Source organism: Pseudomonas sp. SM4 (genome assembly GCF_051913165.1).
Lineage (GTDB): Bacteria > Pseudomonadota > Gammaproteobacteria > Pseudomonadales > Pseudomonadaceae > Aquipseudomonas.
On sequence record NZ_JBODOE010000020.1, the window covers coordinates 1 to 21,675 of the forward strand.

Genomic DNA, 21,675 nt, shown 5'->3' on the forward strand with positions numbered 1-21,675 from the left:
CTCGCTGTCGTTGGCTTCTATAAGAATGCCACCGTGGCGCACAGACGCCTCGGCTTGGGCGAGTCCATACAATTACACTGGAATGCAATCCACCCTGTAGGAGCTGCCGAAGGCTGCGATCTTTTGACATTTTCCATGGCCCCCTGGATCAGACATTGCCATGGATCAAGCACCCCTCTCCCGATCAGCTAGAATGGCCGCCTTGTCGTTGCCGAGCCTGCCATGAAACCCGTATTGCCCCACGCCCAACTCGATTGGGATGACCAGGGACGCCCGCGTTCGCGAGTGTTTGATGACGTGTATTTTTCCGACAAATCCGGTCTGGATGAAACCCGTTATGTGTTCCTCGAACAAAACCGCTTGGCCGAGCGTTTTGCTGCGCTGGGGGCCGGTGGGCGACTGGTCATCGGCGAAACCGGTTTTGGCACCGGGCTGAATTTTCTCTGTGCCTGGCAATTGTTCGAGCAACACGCCGTGGCCGGTGCGCGACTGCATTTTGTCAGCGTCGAAAAATACCCGCTGAGTCCGGCCGATCTGCAACGGGCGCTGGCCCTGTGGCCAGAACTCAAGCCGCTGGCCGACCAGTTGCTGCGCCATTACGTGGCGATCCATCAGGGTTTTCAGCGCATCACCTTGGCCAACGGTCGCGTCACCCTGACCCTGCTGATCGGCGATGCACTCGAGCAACTGCCGCAACTCGATGCACAGATCGACGCTTGGTTTCTCGACGGTTTCGCCCCGGCGAAAAACCCCGACATGTGGACGGCGGAACTGTTCGTCGAACTGGCACGACTCGCGGCACCGGGGTCGACCATCAGCACCTTCACCAGTACCGGTTGGGTGCGCCGTTTGCTCAACGCCGCCGGCTTCAAAATGAAGCGCACGCCGGGCATTGGCCATAAGTGGGAAATTCTGCGTGGCGAGTTCCTCGGTTGGCCGTCAGACGTTGCGCCACCCGCCCCGGAAAAACCGTGGTTCGCCCGCCCTGCCCCAGTGGCAGGCGAACGTCGTGCGCTGGTAATCGGTGCCGGACTGGCCGGTTGCGCCACCGCTTCCAGCCTCGCCGCGCGCGGTTGGCAAGTGAGCTTGCTGGAGCGCCACGATGGCGTGGCGCAAGAAGCCTCGGGCAATCCGCAGGGCGTGCTGTATCTGAAGCTCTCCGCCCACGGCACCGCGTTATCGCAATTGATCGTCAGCGGTTTCGGCTACACCCGTCGCTTGCTGGAAACCCTGCAACGCGGCACCGATTGGGACGATTGCGGCGTGCTGCAACTGGCGTTCAATGCCAAGGAAGCTGAGCGTCATGCGCAATTGGCCGCAGCCTTCCCCGAAGACTTACTGCAATGGCTCGACCAGCCCGAAGCGCAACATCGCGCCGGCATCGCTTTGGCCCGCGGCGGTTTGTACTATCCCGAGGGCGGCTGGGTGCATCCACCGGCGCTGTGTCAGGCGCAAGCCGCGCAGCCGAACATCGAACTGCTCAGCCATCGTGACGTACTGGAACTGCGCAAAGTCGACGATCAGTGGCAAGCCTTCGACGGTGACCGCTTACTGGCCAGCGCACCGGTCGTGGTGCTGGCCGGCGCCGCCGACATCAAACGTTTTGCGCAAAGTGCCGAGCTGCCGCTCAAGCGCATTCGCGGACAAATTACTCGACTTGCCGAGACCGCAGTAAGCCGAGCGCTGACCACCGTGGTCTGCGCCGAAGGCTACGTCGCCCCGGCACGTTTGGGCGAACATACCCTCGGTGCGAGCTTCGATTTCAACAGCGATGACCTGACCCCGACCATCGCCGAACACCAAGGCAATCTGGCGATGCTCGAAGAAATCTCCAGCGACCTCGTGTCGCGTCTGCACATCAGCGCACAGCCTGTCGAAAACCTTCAGGGCCGCGCTGCCTTCCGCTGCACCAGCCCTGACTATTTGCCGATCGTCGGCCCCCTCGCCGACCGCGAAGCGTTCGATCAGGCATACGCCACGTTAGCCAAAGATGCCCGCCAGGTTCCGGACGTGGCCTGCCCGTGGCTTGACGGGCTCTACGTCAACAGCGGCCACGGTTCTCGCGGTCTGATCACCGCACCGCTGTCGGGTGAATTGCTCGCCGCCTGGCTCGACAACGAACCGTTGCCGCTGCCGCGAAGTGTCGCCGAGGCGTGCCACCCCAATCGCTTTGCGTTGCGCCGTCTGATTCGCGGCAAGTAGCTCTTACCCTTGGGGCATGGCGCAGATCCCCAGATTAACCAGACGTATCGCATCGTCGGTCAGGCGTGTCAGCACAGCTTCCTCAGCCAGTTCGCGCTGGAACTTGATCGCATCCATCTGACTGAGATAATCCGCGGAACTGAGTGTGCTCGCCTGCCCGAACACGGCATCCAGTTGCGGTGAAAAAATCTCGTCAATACTGGTGAACTGGCGGCTGAACGTGCGTTTGAGGTAATCACACCAGAATGGCTGGCGCTGCAGAAACGTCACCCACTGCGCTGAAGCTTCAGCCGCAACGATCCTGTTCTTCGCGATGTCCAGATCGGCAGGGGTCACACCGCCCAGTAGTGCATAACGCATGAACCGCGGCTGGCCCGGCAAATCCAGGTCATCGGCGAGGCCGGTGCGATACGCGAGGTTGACCTCCAAAGGATCGGCGGTCGGATTCTTGTCAGCATGTTCTTGAGCGATCTGGTTCAACTGATCCAGGCGGAACAGACCACGGCCGAGTTTGATCAGGGGTTTGGCACCATTTACCCGACCTTCAGCAGGGTTGATCACCCTGTCGACTTCAACGGCGATTTCCAGATGACTGAAGTTTATCGCCGCACTGTCCGTACAGTTGATCGGATTGGCCGCCAGATCGAGGATCTGTTCGTACAACGGCGCTCGCTGCTCCGCCGCTTCGAGTACCGCCCAGACCCGTCGATGCATGTCTTGGGTCGCTTTTTCGGAATCGGCGGTATGACTGAGTTCCGCCAGCAGATGGAATAATCCTTCGGCCCTCGGATCATCTTTGTATGCCGTCCAGATTCGATTACGACGATTCCAGTCCTCCCCCGCGCCGTCAGTGAACCAGAGCGATCGCGCCTGGTTTTCGTCGAGACGGGCATTATCGTTATCCAGATAGCCCATGCCGACGCCGATGTTTTCCCGGTAATTCGACAGGTGCGTGTTGCTGACGTCGGACAATGGATTGAATCGCAGGTTAAGTGCCTCACTGAAACGTCGCGGGGTTTTGAAGAGCCAATCCGGCAATACCTTAATTTCGTTGTTGCGCAAATCCACCCAATCCAGATTCGGCAAACGTGCCAGACCGTTGGGCAACTCCGTAGCACCGGTCTCGCGCAGTGCCAGAGAGCGCAATTTCAACATATGGCTGACATCCGGGGTTGCCCCCAGCGGATTGCCGCTCAGGTTCAAACTGTGAAGCGTGCGCAACTGGCTCAGTTTCAGCAGCGTCTGCTCGGTCAGCTTGATCTGGTTACCCGCCAGGCTCAACCGGCCAAGATCAGGCATGAACGAGAGAATTTCCGGCAGCCGAGTGAGCTTGTTGCGATCAAGCTCCAGGGATTCAACTTGCTTGAACGAGCGGAGGAAATACGCGATATCGTCCCCTTGCTCCATGTTCCTCAACGACAATCGCTTGATGTGGTCGAACTTCAGACCAGGTGGCAGAGTGGGCAGTTTGCCGACTCGCATGCCGTCCAGATTCAACGTACAAACGGGTTGACCATTGACGTCTCTGACCCATAAAAGTCGCCGAAAACTGTCCTCGATCAGTTCAGCGGTGGCTTTGCGACTACGACGCACCTCTTGCCAATCCCCGCCGAGCGCCCTTATCGCAGGCTCGTCCTCGCTCCAGAGTTGCAGTGCATCGCGCAGGCTTTGCAGATCCTCACGCAACGCCTTTACACCGGTTGCCCGGGTCAGCGGGTCATTGCCCAGTTGATCGATCAATTGGCTGGCCTGGGCTTCGCTGTAGCTGGGGAAAAGCCTCAAGACTTTGCGCAGCAATGCTCGCGGATGAGTCGTTGTCATCACCTGATCGGCCTGCACACAAGCCGGCTCGAAAACAACCGGCTCAGACTTGCCGGTGATCAACATCCGCGCAGTCACCTCGCGCTCGTCCAGTGCAGTTTCAAGCAGTTTGTTGCGTAGCCGAGCCCCATCAACAGGCACCGGGTCGGGGAATCCGGCGGCGGCACGTTGCGCAGGAGCCAGCGCCTTGAGAATGGCGTGATAGAGATCGTCAGCCCCCGCTTCAACCCGTCCCAGCGATTTGCTGTCGCCGTCAAACACCTCATACCCGCCATTGGATTTAACCAAATAGCGGGTGTTCAAGGGCGTCGCCGGCTCAGCACCAATCGCTTCCAGCAAAGGCCCGTTCAGGGTTTTTTCTCGTAACTCAAGCCGCAGCTGCGCATCCCAGCCGCTCAAATGAGGCAGTAACTGTATGGCCAGCTTTTCAGTGTCCGGATTGGCCATTGCCGGCAAATGAAGCCCGATCAGCGCACGATCAACACGTACCTGATGGGTCGCGGCCCTGACCTTCTGCGCCAGACCGACAGGCACTCGACCGCTGGAAAGCAGATGCACACGCTCGACACTCGGCGCCTGATCGATAAGACGCTGCGCATGGCGCGCCGGCAGGTCGACAAACGTATTGCGCAGCTTCTGCACATCGTCAGCCTCGATCCGGTCGTAGCGTTCATACATTCGCTGGAACACCGCCGGACGATCAGCCTTGAGCCGTGAGCCGAGTTTTTTAGCGAGAATCTCTCGTTCGTTCTGACGACCGGGGCTGCCCCCCAGCAAGGCATCGATTTCCTTCTGATACAAACCATCGATCACCGTTTGCAGCAATTGACCTTCGGCCAACTGGTCTTCAGTGATCACCACACTCAGACGATCATCGCGCACCGTGGTGAGGGGGTAGGTTGCCGTGACTTCGCCGGCGGCATCGGTGACCGCAATGTAGCGGTCTGTCGGCCAGCCGGGCATCCTTGGCAACGCACGCAATTGTTCATGCACAGGTTGCCCTGAGTGGGTTTCGCCCCGCTCAAGCTCGCCGATGAGCACGCGTAACCGTCGCTCTGTACGCAGTCGCTCCACGCTGTCGCGCAGCCGCGATGACAGTGGCAGATTGTCGCGCAAGGCACGCTGCAACGCTTCGTAGCGGTCGCCGCTGATCCTGCGCATCATGTCCAGTTCGGCATCTGTAAAATCACACAGCTGTGGATCGATACGTTTGAGGGTATACGCCGCGCTACGCCACTGTTCGGTGTCTTCGGCCGGAGTGCGCCAGCCACCTTCGACGTGACGTTCAAGCACAGGGGTGAACGCTTCAGGGCGCCCGGGATGTTGCAGACGCCAGCTACGCGCTGCCGAATCGGTAGTGCCCGCAAGGATTCGGTGCCCGACCCGACCGTAAAACCTGCTGCCGATTTGATGAAGGTCTTCGGCACCGTCGGCCAGCGTGAATCCGTGTGGAAGGTCATGCTCGTAAGGGCTTAAATCTGGCTTCCACAGGCGCGGTTTGCCGGCCTGATTGTAAATCGCGGTGAACTGGCCAAAGAACGTCGGGTGGGAGCGCACCAGATGGCGTCCGAGCGTGCCAACGACTTTCTGGCCCCCCGCGAACACGCCCATCAGTGCGATGTTTTCCACGACGCCGAGCAGGTGTGACAGCGCTTCCTGCTGGTCGCCCCGCTGCCAGTCCTCGACGCCTTCATACACCTCGCCAAGCAATTGCCCTACCGCAACACCCATCATCAGTTGGCCGAGAACCGGTACAAAGAGTCCTGCTACGGAGGCAACGCTGACACCGAGCTGGAGAAAGTCCAGCAGACGTTTGCGGCGTGCATCGTCATCAATGTCGGCGGTCGGCACCGCCAGTTTGCGTGCATCAACCTGCATTTTGCCCACGTGACTTTGCACCATGAACTCGAACAGCGGCACCGTGATCGGCAATGACCTGATGGATTCCAGCTCGGCGGAATCGGCAACAGCCTTGAAAAAATCTGCCTTGTCATCTTCATCAATGCTGTTGGCGAAGTAATCCTTGTAGCGCCGACCCTCCAACTTTTGCGTCAGGTACTGTTTGAACGCATTGAAACTCGGGTACTCGTACAACGCGCGCTCGGGGTCTCCCGCCATATACACCAGGCACGGTTCCTGAGGATGCGTTTCGAACGAATGGGCGCAAAACACCACGACACCCCAGACGCAGCTGTTGAAAATCTCCAGGCCTTGCATCATCAGTGTCTGGTCGTTGTAGTGCAGCGTCGCTGCCGACGCCACACCCTCGGCGTCAATCAGCCGTTGCACGGTCTGCAAACCGGCAGGTGAGATGTGATGCCTGATCGCGGCAAGGTGGGTGTCCATTTGCAACAACAGCTTTTTCATTTTCGCCATGTCGCGAATCATGGTGTTGCGTACCACGACCTTGCCGTCAGCCCCCAAAAGACCGAAGACCTGCTGAAAATGCGCCTGGTAGCGTTTGCCAAGGTCCAGCTCTCGGCATAGTCCGGCAAAGGCCGCCACGGTCAAACCGCTGACGCCAGCCGTGGCGCTGTGCACGACAACCTGACCGCCGACAGGAAAATCACCTGCGGCTTCCTCAGCGGTGAAGTTCTGCATTGCCGCTTGTAACAGTGTCTGCGTGGCAGCCGGAAAGGTTTGTACGCCGTTTTCGTCCGTCGATAGGGGCTCGCAACCGCAATCGGCACCCGGCAAGCTCAGGAAATCTTTTTCTACGTCGAAATTCACTGGCCATTTGTGGCGCAGCGCGAGGTTCAGTTCATCGATACAAAAGGTGTGCAACGGCTTGAGCGTGTCCAGCTCCCTCTGGACTGTCAGTTGAACGGCATGCAACTCCCGGGTGGTTCGATCAATCGCCGCGAGTTGGATGGCTGAACATTTCAGCAAAAAAGCAGGCAGGCTTTTTTGCAAGGCTTCGGCGCTGTCGAGATCGCCAGTGGCGTCAAGCAACGTGTTCAAAGTCAAATCCGGAGACTGCGTTTTTATTTCTGTGGTCGGCATCTGCAATAGTCCTTTATTGCGAGGTTCGAACGTCGACCATATCAACACCGAGGAAGAATAAAAAACCTAAAATAACGCCTGAAATCCAGCTGATTCAACAGTTTTTTGCACCGATAAAATATCTATATACCGCCATTCGATTTCAATCAGCTGTTAAGTGAGATGAGGCAAGTCGCGTCATTGCACAGGGTCGAATCCACGCGCTTATAACTCATCGTTCTAAAACTCCCACCACCGCACCGGGTCAGTTTCTGAGTACCGGCCATTTGGCCGCTGAAGAAACACCCTCCCCAACGGAAAAACCGGTAAGGACTTTATGTGCGGATTAGCTGGCGAGTTACGTTTTGATCAACAACCTGCAGACCTTGCAGCCATCGAGCGAATCACCCATCACCTGGCGCCTCGCGGCCCTGATGCGTGGGGCTTCCATGCCCAAGGGCCGATTGCCTTGGGCCATCGTCGCCTGAAAATCATGGACCTGTCGGACGGCTCGGCGCAGCCGATGATCGACAGTCAACTCGGCCTGTCGCTGGCCTTCAACGGCGCGATCTATAACTTCCCGGAATTGCGCGCTGAGCTCGAAGCGCTGGGCTATGCCTTCTATTCCGGTGGCGACACCGAAGTACTGCTCAAGGGCTATCACGCCTGGGGCGAAGCGCTGCTGCCGAAACTCAACGGCATGTTTGCGTTTGCCATTTGGGAGCGCGACGCCAAGCGCCTGTTCATCGCCCGTGACCGTCTCGGCGTGAAGCCGCTGTACCTGTCGCGCACCGGCCAGCGTTTGCGTTTTGCCTCGGCCCTGCCGGCGCTGCTCAAGGGCGGCGACATCAACCCGATTCTCGATCCGGTGGCGCTTAATCACTACCTGAATTTCCATGCCGTGGTCCCTGCGCCACGCACCCTGCTGGCTGGCGTTGAAAAGCTGCCACCAGCGACCTGGATGCGTGTTGAAGCCGACGGCACCACCGAGCAGAAAACCTGGTGGACACTGCCTTACGGCCCACACGACGACGAGAAAAATCTGACGTTGGAAGACTGGGTCGACCGCGTGCTCGACAGCACTCGCGAAGCGGTAGCGATTCGTCAACGTGCCGCCGTCGATGTCGGCGTGCTGCTGTCCGGCGGTGTCGATTCGAGCATGTTGGTCGGTCTGTTGCGTGAAGTCGGCGTTGAGAATCTGTCGACCTTTTCCATCGGGTTCCAGGATGCCGGCGGCGAGCGCGGCGACGAGTTCCAGTATTCGGATCTGATCGCCAAGCACTACGGCACGCAGCACCATCAACTGCGCATCGACGAGAAAGAGATCATCGAGCAACTGCCCGCGGCGTTCCGCGCGATGAGCGAACCGATGGTCAGCCACGACTGCATCGCGTTCTATCTGCTGTCGCGCGAAGTGGCCAAGCACTGCAAGGTGGTACAGAGCGGCCAGGGCGCGGACGAGTTGTTCGCCGGTTATCACTGGTACCCGCAAGTCGATGGCGCGGCCGATCCTTATGCGGCCTATCGCAACGCGTTCTTCGACCGCAGCTACGACGATTATGCGGCCACCGTACAACCGAAATGGCTGACCGCGAATGATGCCGCTGGCGACTTCGTCAAAGAGCATTTCGCACAGCCCGGCGCTGATGCGGCAGTCGACAAAGCTTTGCGCCTGGACAGTACGGTGATGCTGGTCGATGACCCGGTCAAACGCGTCGACAACATGACCATGGCCTGGGGCCTGGAAGCACGAACGCCGTTTCTCGACTATCGACTGGTTGAACTGTCGGCCCGCGTGCCGGGCAAATTCAAGCTGCCCGATGGCGGCAAGCAGGTGCTGAAAGAAGCCGCGCGCCGAGTCATTCCAAGTGAAGTGATCGACCGTAAAAAAGGCTACTTCCCGGTGCCTGGCCTCAAGCATTTGCAAGGCGACACGCTGAACTGGGTGCGCGAACTGCTGCTCGATCCGAGTCAGGATCGCGGCCTGTTCAACCCGGCCATGCTCGACAAACTGCTGACTGATCCGCAAGGCCAACTGACGCCATTGCGCGGTTCGAAACTGTGGCAACTGGCGGCCCTGAACCTGTGGCTCAGTGAACAAGGAATCTGATCGATGAAACCCCACGCCACGGCCATCAACCAACGCCTGATTCGCGGTCAGACACCGTCCTACGAACGCTTGCAGGCACGGCTGGCCGAAGATGGCAGCACCCTGGCGGCCGACCCCATTGCGGTGCATTGCGGCTGGGGCCGGTTGCTGATCGGCCACACCTTTCCCGACCCGGCATCACTGGCTCGCGAGTTGCTCAATGAGCAACCCGGCGAGCGCGACATTGCCTTGTACGTCGCCGCGCCGCAGCAGATTCTCGGCCTGGAACCGACGCAGCTGTTTCTCGACCCATCCGACACGCTGCGCCTGTGGTTCAGCGATTACCGCCAAGCCACTCGCGTGTTTCGCGGCTTCCGTATCCGCCGTGCGCAGAGCGAGGCGGACTGGCAGGCGATCAACCTGCTGTATTCGGCCCGCGGCATGTTGCCGATCGATGCCACGCTGCTCACCCCGCATCATCAGGGCGGCCCGGTGTATTGGCTGGCGGAGGATGAGGACAGCGGCGCGGTGATTGGCAGCGTCATGGGCCTGAACCATCACAAGGCGTTCAACGACCCGGAAAACGGCAGCAGCCTGTGGTGCCTGGCGGTTGATCCGCAATGCTCGCGGCCGGGTGTTGGCGAAGTGCTGGTGCGACACCTGATCGAGCACTTCATGAGTCGCGGTTTGAGCTATCTGGATCTATCGGTGTTGCACGACAACCGTCAGGCAAAAAGCCTCTACGCCAAGCTCGGTTTCCGCAACCTGTCGACCTTCGCGATCAAGCGCAAGAACGGTATCAACCAGCCGCTGTTTCTTGGCCCCGGCCCGGAGGCGCAGTTCAATCCGTACGCGCGGATCATCGTTGAAGAAGCGCATCGGCGCGGCATTGATGTGCAGGTCGACGATGCCGATGCCGGGTTGTTCACCCTCAGCCATGGCGGCCGTCGCGTGCGCTGCCGCGAATCGCTGAGCGACCTGACCAGCGCGATCAGCATGAGCCTGTGTCAGGACAAAAGCCTGACGCACAAGGTGCTGAAAGCGGCCGGTCTGAATCTGCCGTCTCAGCAATTGGCGGGCAATGCCGACGACAATCTGGCCTTTCTCGATGAGCATCAACGGGTGGTGGTCAAGCCGCTCGACGGTGAACAGGGCCAGGGCGTTGCGGTGGATCTGCAGACCATCGAAGAGCTGCAGCAGGCCATCGAAGCGGCCAAGCAGTTCGACAGCCGCGTGCTGTTGGAGAGTTTCCACGAAGGCCTTGATCTGCGGATTCTGGTGATCGGTTTTGAAGTGGTCGCGGCAGCGATTCGCAAACCGGCGGAAGTGGTTGGCGATGGTCAGCATTCGATTGGCGCGTTGATCGAGGCGCAGAGTCGGCGTCGCCAAGCGGCCACCAGTGGCGAGAGCAAGATTCCGCTGGATCACGAAACCCAGCGCACCTTGCATGCGGGCGGGTATGACTACAGCAGCATTCTGCCGGCGGGTGAGCATCTGTTCGTGCGGCGTACGGCGAATCTGCACACCGGCGGCACGCTGGAAGACGTCACGGCGATTCTGCATCCGACGCTGGTCGATGCGGCGGTGCGTGCGGCGCGGGCGCTGGACATTCCCATGGTTGGCCTCGACTTGATGGTGCCAGCGGCGGATCAGCCGGAGTACGTGTTTATCGAGGCCAACGAACGCGCCGGGCTGGCCAACCATGAGCCGCAGCCGACGGCGGAGCGGTTTGTCGATTTGTTGTTTCCGCACAGTCAGCCGGCCATTTCTTGATCCTCTAGTGACTGGGCTGACGCCATCGCTGGCAAGCCAGCTCCCACAGGTTTCGCGGTGTACACAACACCTGTGGGAGCTGGCTTGCCAGCGATGAGGCCCGATCAGGCAATACAAAACGATCTCTCATCGAAACCATCGGTGTGCTCAACCCATCAGGAGTTTCCATGACCCCGCAAATCCCCGAACCGGATCTCAACTACCTGCAAAAAGTTCTCCTGGAAATGCTCGCCATTCCCAGCCCTACCGGGTTCACCGACACCATCGTGCGCTACGTCGCCGAGCGTCTCGAAGAACTCGGCATCCCATTCGAAATGACCCGGCGCGGAACCATACGCGCCACGCTCAAGGGCAAGAAAAACAGCCCTGACCGCGCAGTCTCCGCGCACCTCGACACTATCGGTGCCGCCGTCCGCGCCGTGAAAGACAATGGTCGTTTGACCCTCGCTCCGGTCGGTTGCTGGTCGAGTCGCTTTGCCGAGGGCAGCCGGGTCAGCCTGTTCACCGACAACGGTGTGATTCGCGGCAGTGTGTTGCCGTTGATGGCGTCCGGGCATGCGTTCAACACCGCGGTGGATGAGATGCCGATCAGTTGGGATCACGTCGAATTGCGTCTGGACGCCTACTGCGCGACCAAGGCCGATTGTGATTCGCTGGGCATCAGCGTCGGCGATGTGGTGGCGTTTGATCCACTGCCGGAGTTCACCGAAAGCGGCCATATCAGCGCCCGACACCTCGACGACAAGGCTGGCGTCGCGGCACTGCTCGCGTCCTTGAAAGCCATCGTCGACAGCGGCCAGGAGTTGATGATCGATTGCCATCCGCTGTTCACCATCACCGAAGAAACCGGCAGTGGCGCGGCGGCGGCATTGCCGTGGGATGTCAGCGAATTTGTCGGCATCGACATTGCGCCGGTCGCGCCGGGACAGCACTCCAGCGAACACGCGGTGAGTGTGGCGATGCAGGATTCCGGCGGGCCGTATGACTATCATCTGTCGCGACACTTGTTGCGGCTGGCCAGTGAAAACGAGTTGCCGGTGCGCCGTGATCTGTTCCGCTATTACTTCAGCGATGCGCATTCGGCGGTGACCGCCGGGCACGATATTCGTACCGCGTTGCTCGCGTTTGGTTGTGATGCGACGCATGGTTATGAGCGCACGCACATCGACAGTCTCGCGGCGTTGAGCCGGTTGTTGGGCGCGTACATTCTGAGCCCGCCGGTGTTTGCGAGTGATGCGGCGCCAGCGAATGCATCGCTGGATCGCTTCAGTCATCAAATCGAACATGACACGCAGATGGAAAGCGATACACGGGTGCCGTCGGTGGACAGTCTGGTGGGGCAGCGTTCCGATAGCTGATCCGGTTTTTGTTATGGCAGGGCTGGCCCCATCGCTGGCAAGCCAGCTCCCACAGTTTTTGCGGTGAATCGCATATTCGTGAACGCCTTCAAACCCTGTGGGAGCTGGCTTGCCAGCGATGAGGGCGGTACTGACTACACAAAACTGGCAGGCAACCGGCATTCGCCGTAGCATCCCGACATTGATTCAGCCGAGGTGCCCATGCTCATTCCCTACGACGCTCTTGAAGTCGACACCCTCACCCGCCTCATCGAAGATTTCGTCACCCGTGACGGTACCGACAATGGCGACGACACGCCGCTGGAAACCCGCGTGCTGCGCGTACGTCAGGCGTTGACCAAAGGTCAGGCGCTGATCGTCTTCGACCCGGAAAGCGAACAGTGCCAGTTGATGCTCAAGCACGACGTGCCCAAGCACCTGTTCGACTGACCCTCAGCGGGCCTTTTCCGCGCGCTGCTTGCGCTGGATTCGGTCGTAGACTTCGGCGCGGTGCACATTGACGTTCTGCGGCGCATCGACACCAAAGCGTACGCTGGAGCCGTTGACTGACAGCACACGCAGGGAAATATCGTCACCGATGGAAATCAACTCACCAACAACACGGCTGAGTACAAGCATGGGGTTCGTCCTTCAGGATTAGCAAACCCTGAAGATGCGCGGCTTGCCGGCGCGCGACAATGCGTGACCGGCAATTCAGTTTTGCCTTACACCCTCTCAGGTTTGGAGCCGTCAGACGCTTCCCACAAAACCATCGATTCAGGCCGCGGAGAAGCGCGGCCCGAACAGAATCACGCTGGCACCGATCACACACAACGCCACGCCGAGCCAATCCGAACCCAAGGGACGAACGCGCTCGACCACCATCAGCCAGCCAATCGACGCGACGATGTAGATACCGCCGTAAGCGGCATAGGCGCGCCCGGCATAGTTGGCTTCAACACGGGTCAACAACAGCGCGAACAGGGTCAGGCTGAGCAACGCCGGAATCACCCACAACGCACTTTTGCCCTGGCGCAGCCACATGAAAAAGGCAAAACAACCGGCGATTTCAAACAACGCCGCGAGGAAGAACCACAGATAATTGAGCATTGCTGTATCTCGTCAGGGTGATCATTGCGGCCACCCTAACGATGCAGTCTGCAGCGGGCAAGCTCAGCCGTTGTTCTGCTTGGCCTTGGCGCGCATTTTCTCGGCCATCGAGGTCATTTCGTTGTAGAGCAGTTGCGGATTCTTCTGCTTGATCGCCCAGGCCATGCGCCCTTGTTCGTGGGGCAGGATCATGAATTCACCAGCAGCAACTTGCTGATAAATGTAGTCGGCGATATCGGCGGCAGTAATCGGCGAACTTTCCAGCAACTTGCCGACCGCCGCTTTCATCGCTGGCGTCGGGCCACGGAACGAGTCAAGCAAGTTGGTCTGGAAGAACGATGGGCAGACCACATGCACGCCGACTTCCTGTTGCGCCAGTTCGATCAACAGGCTCTCGGAAAGAGCCACCACGCCGGCCTTGGCCACGTTGTAGTTGCTCATCGCCGGGCCCTGCATCAATGCGGCCATGGAGGCGATGTTGATGATCTTGCCTTTGCTTTGCTCCAGCAGCGGCAGGAAGGCCTTGCAGCCCTTGACCACGCCCATCAGGTTGATCGCGATCTGCCAGTCCCAGTCTTCCAGCGACAGTTCGCTGAAGAAACCGCCTGATGCCACGCCGGCGTTATTGACGATGATGTCGACGCCGCCGAGCTTTTCTTCGCAAGCTTGGGCGAAGGCGGTGAGCTGGCTGTAATCGCGCACATCGCAGCGCTGGACGAAGCCGTCGCCGCCCGCCTCGCGGACCATTTTCAGGGTTTCCTGCAGGCCGGGTTCGCTGACGTCGGACAAGGCCAGTTGCCAGCCTTCACGCGCCCAGCGCAGCGCGATTTCGCGACCCAGGCCTGAGCCCGCGCCAGTGATCATCATGCGATTTTGCATAGCAGACAGCCTTGTTGTTCTGGGGAAGATGCGCGGAGTGTAGCGAAGGTTGTGTGTGCGCCCACGCTCCATCAAGTTGCTGAATGGAGGATCAAAAGATCGCAGCCTTCGGCAGCTCCTACACCGATTCCTGTAGGAGCTGTCGAGTGAAACGAGGCTGCGATCTTTTTGCGTCAAAGGAAATAAGCGACTAATCCAAATACATTAAAAAAACATTGAATTTTCTTTCATCTGCACCAGTCGGATTTTGTAAGCCGTCTGGAATTACTTAGTCTCCAGTCGCCCCTTGAACACCAAGACTTCTCGAACTCTCTCAACAAGGAAATCGACATGGGCACAATTCTTATCATTATCCTGATCCTGTTGCTGATCGGTGGTCTGCCGGTCTTCCCGCACTCCAGAAGTTGGGGTTATGGTCCGTCGGGTATCATCGGTGTGGTGCTGGTCGTGCTGTTGGTGCTGTTGCTACTGGGTCGGATATAACCCTCTAGCCGGCAAAAAAAGAGGCCCTTTTCAGGGCCTCTTTTTTATTGCGCGGACTTACTTTAATCGCTTAGTCCGGCTTGCCGTTAACCACACCGGCAGTGTTGTCCATCAGGCTCTTGGTCGCCGTTTGCAGGAACGCTTCGAGTTTGTGTTTCAACTCGGCAGCGCGCGGTGCATCAGCAATGACCTCGGCACCCGGATTGGCGCCCAGTTGGTACTGATAGACCTTCGCCGACATGTCCTTGTCTTTCGGCAGCACCAGAATCTGGTCCGCCGTGACGATAGCGGTGGTCTGCTCGCTGCCCGACGGCTTGATCACACCGAAACCGGTGTCGCCTTCCGGCAGGTTAAGCAGGTCACGACCCCAGCACTGATGGCGCACTTCGCCACCCACACGACCCATGATGGTCGGCACGATATCGATTTGCGTGCCCACGGTGTGATCACGGGTGCCGAACTTCTCCTGGATGCCCGGGGCGATCATCAGCATCGGCACGTTGAAGCGGCCCAGATCCATTTCGGTGATCTGGCGCTCGTTGCCGAAACCGTGGTCACCGACGATGACGAACAGGGTTTCTTTGAAGTACGGCTCTTTACGCGCCTTCTCGAAGAACTGACCCAACGCCCAGTCGGAGTAGCGCATGGCGGTCAAGTGTTCGTTGAGGCTGCCACGATCAGTGACGCGCTCGACCGGCAATGGCGACGGCAAGGCGTATGGCGTGTGGTTGGACAGGGTTTGCAGCAGCGCATAGAACGGCTTGCCGTTTTCGCGCTTCTTCAATTCGATCAGACCACGGTCGAACATGTCCTGGTCGGACACGCCCCACGTTGGATCGGAGAACACCGGATCGACGAAATCATTACGGCCGACAAAGTTGGTCATGCCCTGGTTGCTGAAGAAACCCGACTGGTTGTCCCAGGCGAAGTCACCGTTGTAGACATAGACGTCGTCGTAGTCACGGGCGCTGAGCAATTGCGGCAGGCCAGACAGTTTGTGGCTGCCTTCCGGTGTCTGCATCAGGTATTCGAAACCTGGCAGGTTCGGGAAGCAGGCCATGGTCGCGAACATACCCTGGTGGGTGTGTGTGCCGTTGGAGAAGAAACGGTCGAACAGCAGGCCTTCCTTCGACAGTTTGTCCAGGTACGGCGTGATGTTGCCTGGCGCGCCCAGAGCACCGACCGAGTGACCGGCCATGCTTTCCATCAGAATTACGACAACGTTCTTGATCGGCAGGGTCTTGTCGGCGGGCGGCGTGTAGTCGCGGCGCACGGCGGCGATGTCGGCATCGACCAGTTTGTCGTCCGGCATGACCAGCATCTGGCGCACTACTTTCTGCGCTTCTTCTTGCGGCAGTGTGGCTTTCCAGATGTTGTCGCGGTCTTCGCCCATGCGATCTTTTGCAGCGGCGATCAGCGACAGCGTACCGTTGAGGCCGAGCTGGTTGGCGAAGTTCGATTCGGTGGTGTAGACGTCACCCCAACGCATTGGCGGGCCTTGACGCAGCGTGCCCCGCGCAGCGACCACGCAGATCAGCAGGCAGACCACGAATACGGCGAGGCGCGCATACCACGGCGCGACCTGACGCGTGCCGACGCTACCGCCGCTGAAAGGCCCGCGCGGACGTGTTGCACGATCAGCGCCCTTGAACGCCAGCGTCAGAATCACTGTGCCGATGACCCACGCCAGCAGATAACGCACGACCGGGAAACCGTACCAGAGCATGCTCATCACGGTTTTCGGGTCTTCTTTCACGTACTGGAACACCAGGCCATTGAGGCGCTGGTGGAACTCACGGTAGAAGTCCATCTCCATCAGGCCGAGAAACAGCGCAATGCTCGAGGCGACGGTGAGCCACAGACGGAAGAATCCGCGTGCGGCCATCGCGCGGGCACTGAACAGCGCCAGCACCAGCGGAATGCACACGTAGACCACCAGACGCAGGTCGAAACGCAGACCGTTGGCGAAGGCTTCGAGGAAGGTCGAAGCCGGGGTATCGAGGATCATCTCGCGGTTGTAGACCAGCAGCGCGAGGCGCAGCACGGAAAACATCACCATCATGACCAGTGCGCAAAGCAGCGTGTAGGCCAGATGCGATTTGACGGTCGGTTGCAGCAGGCGACTGGAAGATCGCTGCTGATTCAGGGCGTCCGGGTTTGCCATGTCGTTTTAGGACCCATTGAAAGTTGAAGTTGCAAAAATACAGCGGCGCCATGCCCTCTATTGGTCATTCCAGACCCCGGGGCGTGCGCGGAGCGCAAATGTTGCACGATCACCCGCACCATTGCCATTGATTACTGCCCTGCCCCCAGACACTTTCATTTAGAGCAGGCACAGCGTGTAACAGCGCGGGGGAATTGTCTGGAACACTTTGTGAAAATTTCGTGCAACGCATATCTGGAAACACAATATAGATACAAAACAAAAACGCCCCGAATCGATCGGGGCGTTATCTGCAAAGCACGATGATTACTTCTCGGCGCGCTCTTTCAGGGCTTTAAGTGTGTTGAACGGTGCGTCAACCACGAACTTGTTGGCCACCATCGCCGGCACGCTGCCACCTGGCTCGGTGTGCACTTGATAGGTCACTTCGACCTGATCACCCTTGGGCACGAATTTCCAGAAGCCTTTGACCTGGGCCACACGGACGAAACCTTTTTCTTCCGGAAGGTACTTCGGCACACCTTCCAGGTTACGGGTCAGGCTGCCATCGGCGCCTTCAACGGTGGTGATGTGCAGCACCGAGTCACGCGGGGTCACCGGCCAAGGCGTATTGAACTGAGTGTAAGTCCAGCTCTGGTCGCCTTCGTGCTTGAGCAGTTTTTGGGTCTTGCACTCGTGAATCCAGGCGCAGGCGCCGGAAACGTCTTCCTGCAACGCGCGCAGTTTGGCGACGGTGGTCTTCATCAGCGCCACGCCCTGATAGGACTTGTAGTCCGAACCCGGCACTTCGCTCAGTGAAACCTTGATGCCTTCTTCGTTCTTGGCGACTTTCCAGTCTTCTGCCTGAGCGACCGAAGTGGCCAGCACAGCGGTCAAACCACACAACACAGCGATACGATGCAGCGAACCCATAGTCTTATTCCTTATTGTTGAAGTTCCGTTCGTTTGACACATCACGCCGCCGTCATTTGCTCCCACCAGCCGATCAGTCTGATCGCTTCTTGCGAACTGCTGCCGCAGACTTCGATGTCGGCAGAGAAGCCGGAACAGACTGCCGGACGCTCCGGGCGGCCGAAAATGCTGCACAGGTTTTCGACCGAGAGTTGCACGCAACGTTCGCCGGCAGGTTTGCCATCAGGCATGCCGGGAATCGGCGAACTGATGGAGGGGGCGATGCAGCAAGCGCCACAGCCTTCACGGCATTTCATGACGAACAATTCCTCGCGACGGGCGATGTGTAAAAGGGACGCGGAACAGAGTAACCGCTAAAACGGCTGTTTTAAATTGCCTGAACCGGGGTTTTTAGCGATTACTGAATATGACTGACCAGTCTCCGACAAAGCGTCTGGTCTGCGGGTCACAGCGGGGACGAATTTACTGCTTGAATTCGAAATCCAGCGCAGCGCCTTCCACTTCGCGGCGCTCTTCATTGCGCAACTGCAACTGCATTTCGTTGCTGAGCAAACGGCCATTGAGCTGAAAGCCGCTGTTTTTCTCGCCAAACATCTGCGGCAGGATCGGCTCGCGTTTCGGCAGGTCGACGGTGCCCTTGGGTTTCAGTTCCTGAACCATGTCTTTGGGCAGGCTGAGGTCAAGTCTGGCCGCCGGCAATCTGGTTTTCGCCACTTCACTGGCAGGTTTCGACTTGGACGCAATCGGCGCGCGTTTCTTCACGGGTTTGGCTTGCGGCTTCTTCGCCGGGACTGCCTTTTTCGCCGCCGGTGCCTTCTTGGCACTGGTCGTTGCTGGCGGTTTTTCCTGAACCGCAGCCGCCATGACACCGGGTGCATGACCGATCATCAGCATACACAGCACAACCCAGGCGGCAGGAACAATCGCTTTCATGGACCCAACGTGGCTAACGGCAGAGGGCCATATGCTCGCTTGTTGGACGCGACAAGACAAGCATGAACGTCCGCTCGTTCAGAATCCGCCAGCCGTTTCCTGACACAGTTGGGTCGCCAGCAGCCCCAGAGTCATCAACGCCCGTTCCGCCTCGCGATTCCACGGAATGCCGCAGTTCAGGCGGATACAGTGGTTGAATTGCTCGGTATTGCTGAAGATCAGCCCCGGCGCAATGCTGATGCCCTGCTGCAACGCGCGGATATGCAACTCCTGAGTGTTCACCCTCCCCGGCAGACTCACCCAAAGGATGAAACCGCCCGTGGGCCGGGTCATTTGCGTGCCTTCGGGGAAGTACTGCTGCACCGCCAACTGGAAAGCGCTGAGGTTTTTTCGGTATTCCTGGCGGATGTACCGTAAATGCCGGTCATAACCGCCGTTTTCCAGATAAGCGGCAATCGCCATCTGCGTCACGCTGCACGCCGAATGGGTGCTGAAGGTCTGCAGACGCTGAATTTCCTGCTGGTACTTGCCGGCAATCATCCAGCCGATGCGCACACCGGGCGACAGGGTCTTGGAGAAACTTGAGCAGTAAATCACTCGGTCCAGGCGGTCGTAAGCCTTGAGGGCTTTGGTCTTGCCTTGCTCGAACATCAGTTCGCCATAGATATCATCTTCGACAATCTGAATATCGAAATCCGAAGCCAGGCGCAGCAACTGCTTCTGCCGCTCTTCGGGCATGGTGCCGCCCAGTGGATTGCTCAGGCGCGTGGTCAGCACCAGCGCCTTGATCGACCATTGGTTGGCCGCCAGTTGCAGGGCTTCGAGGCTCATGCCGGTAGCAGGATCGCTGGGGATTTCGATGACTTTCAGGCCGAGCAGATCCGCCAGTTGCAACAGACCGTAGTAAGTCGGTGATTCGGCGGCAATCAGATCGCCCGGCCGGGTCAGTACCCGCAGCGACATCTGCAGGGCATCGACACAACCGTGGGTGATCACCACTTCCGACGGGTCGACCACCACGCCGGCATCGCGCATACGAATCGCCACTTGCCGGCGAAGCGGTTCAAAACCGGGGCTGAACATGTAACTGAAGGCGCGCGGGCTATGGAACCGGGTGACCTTGGCCAATTGCTGATGCAGCGCGCGCACCGGTAAATAATCGACGCTGGGCACAGCGGCACCGAGCGGGAATACGCCTTCACGACGCGACTCGACCAGCACTTGCTGAATGATGCTGCTGCGGGTGACTAGGCCTGGACGCTCGACCCGGGCGATATCCGGCGTCGGCGCGGTCAGCGCGGGGGTCTGGTGGACGTAATAACCGGACTGCGGACGTGCGCGAATCAGCCCCTGATCTTCGAGATTGGCGTAGGCCTGCAACACCGTTGCATGGCTGACGTTGAGCTGCGAACTCATCTTGCGCACCGAAGGCACGCGCTCCCCCGGTTGATAGACACCACGGCGGATGTCTTCGGCCAGTTGCTGAGCAATACGTTGGTAGAGCAAGAGATTGGTCATGACGCAGCACTCGATTTCACGGGCATTTTATTCTTGTGTGAAACAATACCGGAACAGTTTAGAAGTGTACTGGGACAGTTGCCACTTTAGTCGACCATACAGTGCGGTGTCTGCCCCTGACTGTACTGATTTGCGACCCATTCGACAGACGTAAAAAAGCCCGGTGCTTGCCGGGCTATGTACTGGAACGCTGTAGGAGCTGACGAGTGCAACGAGGCTGCGATCTTTTGATCCTGTTTTTAAGATCAACATCAAAAGATCGCAGCCTTCGGCAGCTCCTACAGGGTTTCACCTGGCTTAACGGGCGGCGCCGAGTTGGCCTTTTTCGTCGGAGAAGACAATTTCCACGCGACGGTTCTGTGCCCGCCCACGCTCGGAAGCGTTGACGTCCACCGGGTATTCGTCACCGTAGCCTTCGACCTGAATGCGCTTGTCCTCGATACCGAGATCCATCAGCACGTCGGCCACTGCTTGCGCGCGGTCGCGTGATAGTTTGATGTTCTCCTGCTTGCCGCCGGTGCTGTCGGTGTAACCCTCGATGCGTACCACGCGTTTCGGATTCAGTTGCAGGAACTGGACAATCTTCAGCACCACGCGATTGGCCGAGTTTTTCAGCTCCGCTTCACCCGTGTCGAACAGCACATCGCCAAGGGTCATCACCAGACCACGATCAGTCTGCGTGGTGGCCAGTGCAACGATCTGTTCTTCCAGCCATTTGCCTTGCTGCTGAACGCTGAGCAGCTTCGATTCACGCAGGGCCAGTTGCAGGCGCTGACGTTCCAGTTCGAGTTTGGCCGCGCGCTCTTCGTTGAGCACCTGATTGGTGTGCTCGCGGGCGATTTCGCTGTAGCGCTGGCTCAGGTAGGCGTAATGCACCACGTCCGAACCGCTGCCCCAATAGGTCGACAGGCGATCGGCGCGTGCCAGGGATTCACCAGCGCGGATCACGTCTTTCGGCGCGATGCGCAGCACGTTGGAGTCTTCTTTGACTTTCTGGAAGTCAGCACCCGCCTCTTGCAGAGCCGATTCGCTGTGTTGACCGGCGCAGCCGTAAAGGCTGGCGCAACCGGCGAGAATCAGCGCGCCGATGGTTTTGGATTTGAGGCTCATTGGGCATCTCCCAGTTGCTTGCGCAGACGGACGATGCGGGTATTGAGCACATTCACCTGTTCTTCACTTTTCTGGGTCAGCACTTTGGCTTCAGCCAGACGCGCATCCAGCTCGGCCTGTTCGGCACGCATGCGCGCATTCCGATAGGACTCGTCAGCCATATTGCCTTTGGCGCGGTCGTACTTGGCTTCGGCCAGTTTCATTTCCGGCATGTCGTCGGCAGTGGCACCGACAGCCTTGGCCTGGGTAATGGCTTGTTCGGTGAGACGCATTTGTTCGTTAGGTGCCGGATCGCTGGCGCAACCGGCCAGGGCCAGAACGGCCATCGCCGCGAAAAGAGGTCGAATACTCACTAAGAATCC

General features: G+C 58.9%; 17 protein-coding genes. 6 read left to right on the forward strand and 11 right to left on the reverse strand.

Translation table 11 applies throughout. The features are described 5' to 3' along the window. Window positions 1-222 precede the first annotated feature (222 nt). Entirely contained in the window at window positions 223-2,202 is a 1,980-nt protein-coding gene (gene mnmC, locus ACQ4MY_RS27160; RefSeq protein WP_440097058.1) for a bifunctional tRNA (5-methylaminomethyl-2-thiouridine)(34)-methyltransferase MnmD/FAD-dependent 5-carboxymethylaminomethyl-2-thiouridine(34) oxidoreductase MnmC, read from the forward strand. Window positions 2,203-2,205: 3 nt separating this feature from the next. On the opposite strand, the gene ACQ4MY_RS27165 is transcribed toward mnmC, so the two are convergent. After that, window positions 2,206-6,984, reverse strand: coding sequence for an NEL-type E3 ubiquitin ligase domain-containing protein (locus ACQ4MY_RS27165; protein ID WP_440097060.1), 4,779 nt, complete (start codon window positions 6,982-6,984; stop codon window positions 2,206-2,208). Window positions 6,985-7,342: 358 nt separating this feature from the next. Between ACQ4MY_RS27165 and ACQ4MY_RS27170 the strand changes: the two genes are divergently transcribed. From ACQ4MY_RS27170 to ACQ4MY_RS27185, 4 genes are all read left to right on the forward strand, one after another. Beyond that, window positions 7,343-9,115, forward strand: coding sequence for an N-acetylglutaminylglutamine amidotransferase (locus ACQ4MY_RS27170; RefSeq protein WP_008079753.1), 1,773 nt, complete (start codon window positions 7,343-7,345; stop codon window positions 9,113-9,115). Window positions 9,116-9,118: 3 nt separating this feature from the next. Next, the gene (gene ngg / locus ACQ4MY_RS27175; RefSeq protein WP_440097061.1) at window positions 9,119-10,867 is read left to right on the forward strand and encodes an N-acetylglutaminylglutamine synthetase; all 1,749 of its coding nucleotides are present in this window, start codon (window positions 9,119-9,121) and stop codon (window positions 10,865-10,867) included. 167 nt (window positions 10,868-11,034) lie between these two features. Continuing rightward, window positions 11,035-12,225, forward strand: a complete 1,191-nt coding sequence (locus ACQ4MY_RS27180) for an osmoprotectant NAGGN system M42 family peptidase (protein WP_008088578.1) — start codon at window positions 11,035-11,037, stop codon at window positions 12,223-12,225. A gap of 201 nt (window positions 12,226-12,426) precedes the next feature. Continuing rightward, window positions 12,427-12,654, forward strand: a complete 228-nt coding sequence (locus ACQ4MY_RS27185; RefSeq protein WP_003192759.1) for a YheU family protein — start codon at window positions 12,427-12,429, stop codon at window positions 12,652-12,654. A gap of 3 nt (window positions 12,655-12,657) precedes the next feature. Here ACQ4MY_RS27185 and csrA read toward each other — a convergent pair whose 3' ends face one another. The 3 genes from csrA to ACQ4MY_RS27200 all read right to left on the reverse strand — a co-directional run bounded on the left by csrA (window position 12,658) and on the right by ACQ4MY_RS27200 (window position 14,193). Next, window positions 12,658-12,843: a carbon storage regulator CsrA gene (csrA, locus tag ACQ4MY_RS27190; RefSeq protein WP_008088573.1), complete on the reverse strand. Its 186-nt coding sequence runs from the start codon at window positions 12,841-12,843 to the stop codon at window positions 12,658-12,660. A 138-nt stretch (window positions 12,844-12,981) separates the two neighbouring features. Beyond that, entirely contained in the window at window positions 12,982-13,314 is a 333-nt protein-coding gene (locus tag ACQ4MY_RS27195; RefSeq protein ID WP_126365335.1) for a YnfA family protein, read from the reverse strand. A gap of 63 nt (window positions 13,315-13,377) precedes the next feature. Beyond that, window positions 13,378-14,193 (reverse strand): SDR family oxidoreductase, encoded by an 816-nt coding sequence (locus ACQ4MY_RS27200; RefSeq protein WP_158830343.1) that lies wholly within the window; start codon window positions 14,191-14,193, stop codon window positions 13,378-13,380. A 324-nt stretch (window positions 14,194-14,517) separates the two neighbouring features. Between ACQ4MY_RS27200 and ACQ4MY_RS27205 the strand changes: the two genes are divergently transcribed. After that, window positions 14,518-14,676: a DUF3309 family protein gene (locus ACQ4MY_RS27205; protein WP_169432680.1), complete on the forward strand. Its 159-nt coding sequence runs from the start codon at window positions 14,518-14,520 to the stop codon at window positions 14,674-14,676. Window positions 14,677-14,746: 70 nt separating this feature from the next. On the opposite strand, the gene ACQ4MY_RS27210 is transcribed toward ACQ4MY_RS27205, so the two are convergent. The 7 genes from ACQ4MY_RS27210 to ACQ4MY_RS27240 all read right to left on the reverse strand — a co-directional run bounded on the left by ACQ4MY_RS27210 (window position 14,747) and on the right by ACQ4MY_RS27240 (window position 21,666). Further along, a complete protein-coding gene (locus ACQ4MY_RS27210; protein WP_008087398.1) occupies window positions 14,747-16,840 on the reverse strand; it encodes an LTA synthase family protein in 2,094 nt (697 codons plus the stop codon). Between the two features lie 306 nt (window positions 16,841-17,146). After that, window positions 17,147-17,752 (reverse strand): START domain-containing protein, encoded by a 606-nt coding sequence (locus tag ACQ4MY_RS27215; protein ID WP_008087399.1) that lies wholly within the window; start codon window positions 17,750-17,752, stop codon window positions 17,147-17,149. A 41-nt stretch (window positions 17,753-17,793) separates the two neighbouring features. After that, window positions 17,794-18,048 (reverse strand): YkgJ family cysteine cluster protein, encoded by a 255-nt coding sequence (locus ACQ4MY_RS27220; protein ID WP_008087400.1) that lies wholly within the window; start codon window positions 18,046-18,048, stop codon window positions 17,794-17,796. 166 nt (window positions 18,049-18,214) lie between these two features. Beyond that, window positions 18,215-18,685 (reverse strand): hypothetical protein, encoded by a 471-nt coding sequence (locus tag ACQ4MY_RS27225; RefSeq protein ID WP_008087401.1) that lies wholly within the window; start codon window positions 18,683-18,685, stop codon window positions 18,215-18,217. A gap of 78 nt (window positions 18,686-18,763) precedes the next feature. Continuing rightward, window positions 18,764-20,203: an aminotransferase-like domain-containing protein gene (locus tag ACQ4MY_RS27230; protein WP_008087402.1), complete on the reverse strand. Its 1,440-nt coding sequence runs from the start codon at window positions 20,201-20,203 to the stop codon at window positions 18,764-18,766. A gap of 297 nt (window positions 20,204-20,500) precedes the next feature. After that, a complete protein-coding gene (locus ACQ4MY_RS27235; protein ID WP_008085532.1) occupies window positions 20,501-21,313 on the reverse strand; it encodes an OmpA family protein in 813 nt (270 codons plus the stop codon). Next, window positions 21,310-21,666, reverse strand: coding sequence for a DUF4398 domain-containing protein (locus ACQ4MY_RS27240; protein ID WP_177323332.1), 357 nt, complete (start codon window positions 21,664-21,666; stop codon window positions 21,310-21,312). The genes ACQ4MY_RS27235 and ACQ4MY_RS27240 overlap by 4 nt, the downstream gene beginning before the upstream one ends. Window positions 21,667-21,675: the final 9 nt, after the last annotated feature.

Coding starts and splice junctions, on each gene's coding strand:
- mnmC (WP_440097058.1), top strand. CDS start 223: ATGAAACCCGTATTGCCCCACGCCCAACTCGATTGGGATGACCAGGGA.
- ACQ4MY_RS27170 (WP_008079753.1), top strand. CDS start 7,343: ATGTGCGGATTAGCTGGCGAGTTACGTTTTGATCAACAACCTGCAGAC.
- ngg (WP_440097061.1), top strand. CDS start 9,119: ATGAAACCCCACGCCACGGCCATCAACCAACGCCTGATTCGCGGTCAG.
- ACQ4MY_RS27180 (WP_008088578.1), top strand. CDS start 11,035: ATGACCCCGCAAATCCCCGAACCGGATCTCAACTACCTGCAAAAAGTT.
- ACQ4MY_RS27185 (WP_003192759.1), top strand. CDS start 12,427: ATGCTCATTCCCTACGACGCTCTTGAAGTCGACACCCTCACCCGCCTC.
- csrA (WP_008088573.1), bottom strand. CDS start 12,843: ATGCTTGTACTCAGCCGTGTTGTTGGTGAGTTGATTTCCATCGGTGAC.
- ACQ4MY_RS27195 (WP_126365335.1), bottom strand. CDS start 13,314: ATGCTCAATTATCTGTGGTTCTTCCTCGCGGCGTTGTTTGAAATCGCC.
- ACQ4MY_RS27200 (WP_158830343.1), bottom strand. CDS start 14,193: ATGCAAAATCGCATGATGATCACTGGCGCGGGCTCAGGCCTGGGTCGC.
- ACQ4MY_RS27210 (WP_008087398.1), bottom strand. CDS start 16,840: ATGGCAAACCCGGACGCCCTGAATCAGCAGCGATCTTCCAGTCGCCTG.
- ACQ4MY_RS27215 (WP_008087399.1), bottom strand. CDS start 17,752: ATGGGTTCGCTGCATCGTATCGCTGTGTTGTGTGGTTTGACCGCTGTG.
- ACQ4MY_RS27220 (WP_008087400.1), bottom strand. CDS start 18,048: ATGAAATGCCGTGAAGGCTGTGGCGCTTGCTGCATCGCCCCCTCCATC.
- ACQ4MY_RS27225 (WP_008087401.1), bottom strand. CDS start 18,685: ATGAAAGCGATTGTTCCTGCCGCCTGGGTTGTGCTGTGTATGCTGATG.
- ACQ4MY_RS27230 (WP_008087402.1), bottom strand. CDS start 20,203: ATGACCAATCTCTTGCTCTACCAACGTATTGCTCAGCAACTGGCCGAA.
- ACQ4MY_RS27235 (WP_008085532.1), bottom strand. CDS start 21,313: ATGAGCCTCAAATCCAAAACCATCGGCGCGCTGATTCTCGCCGGTTGC.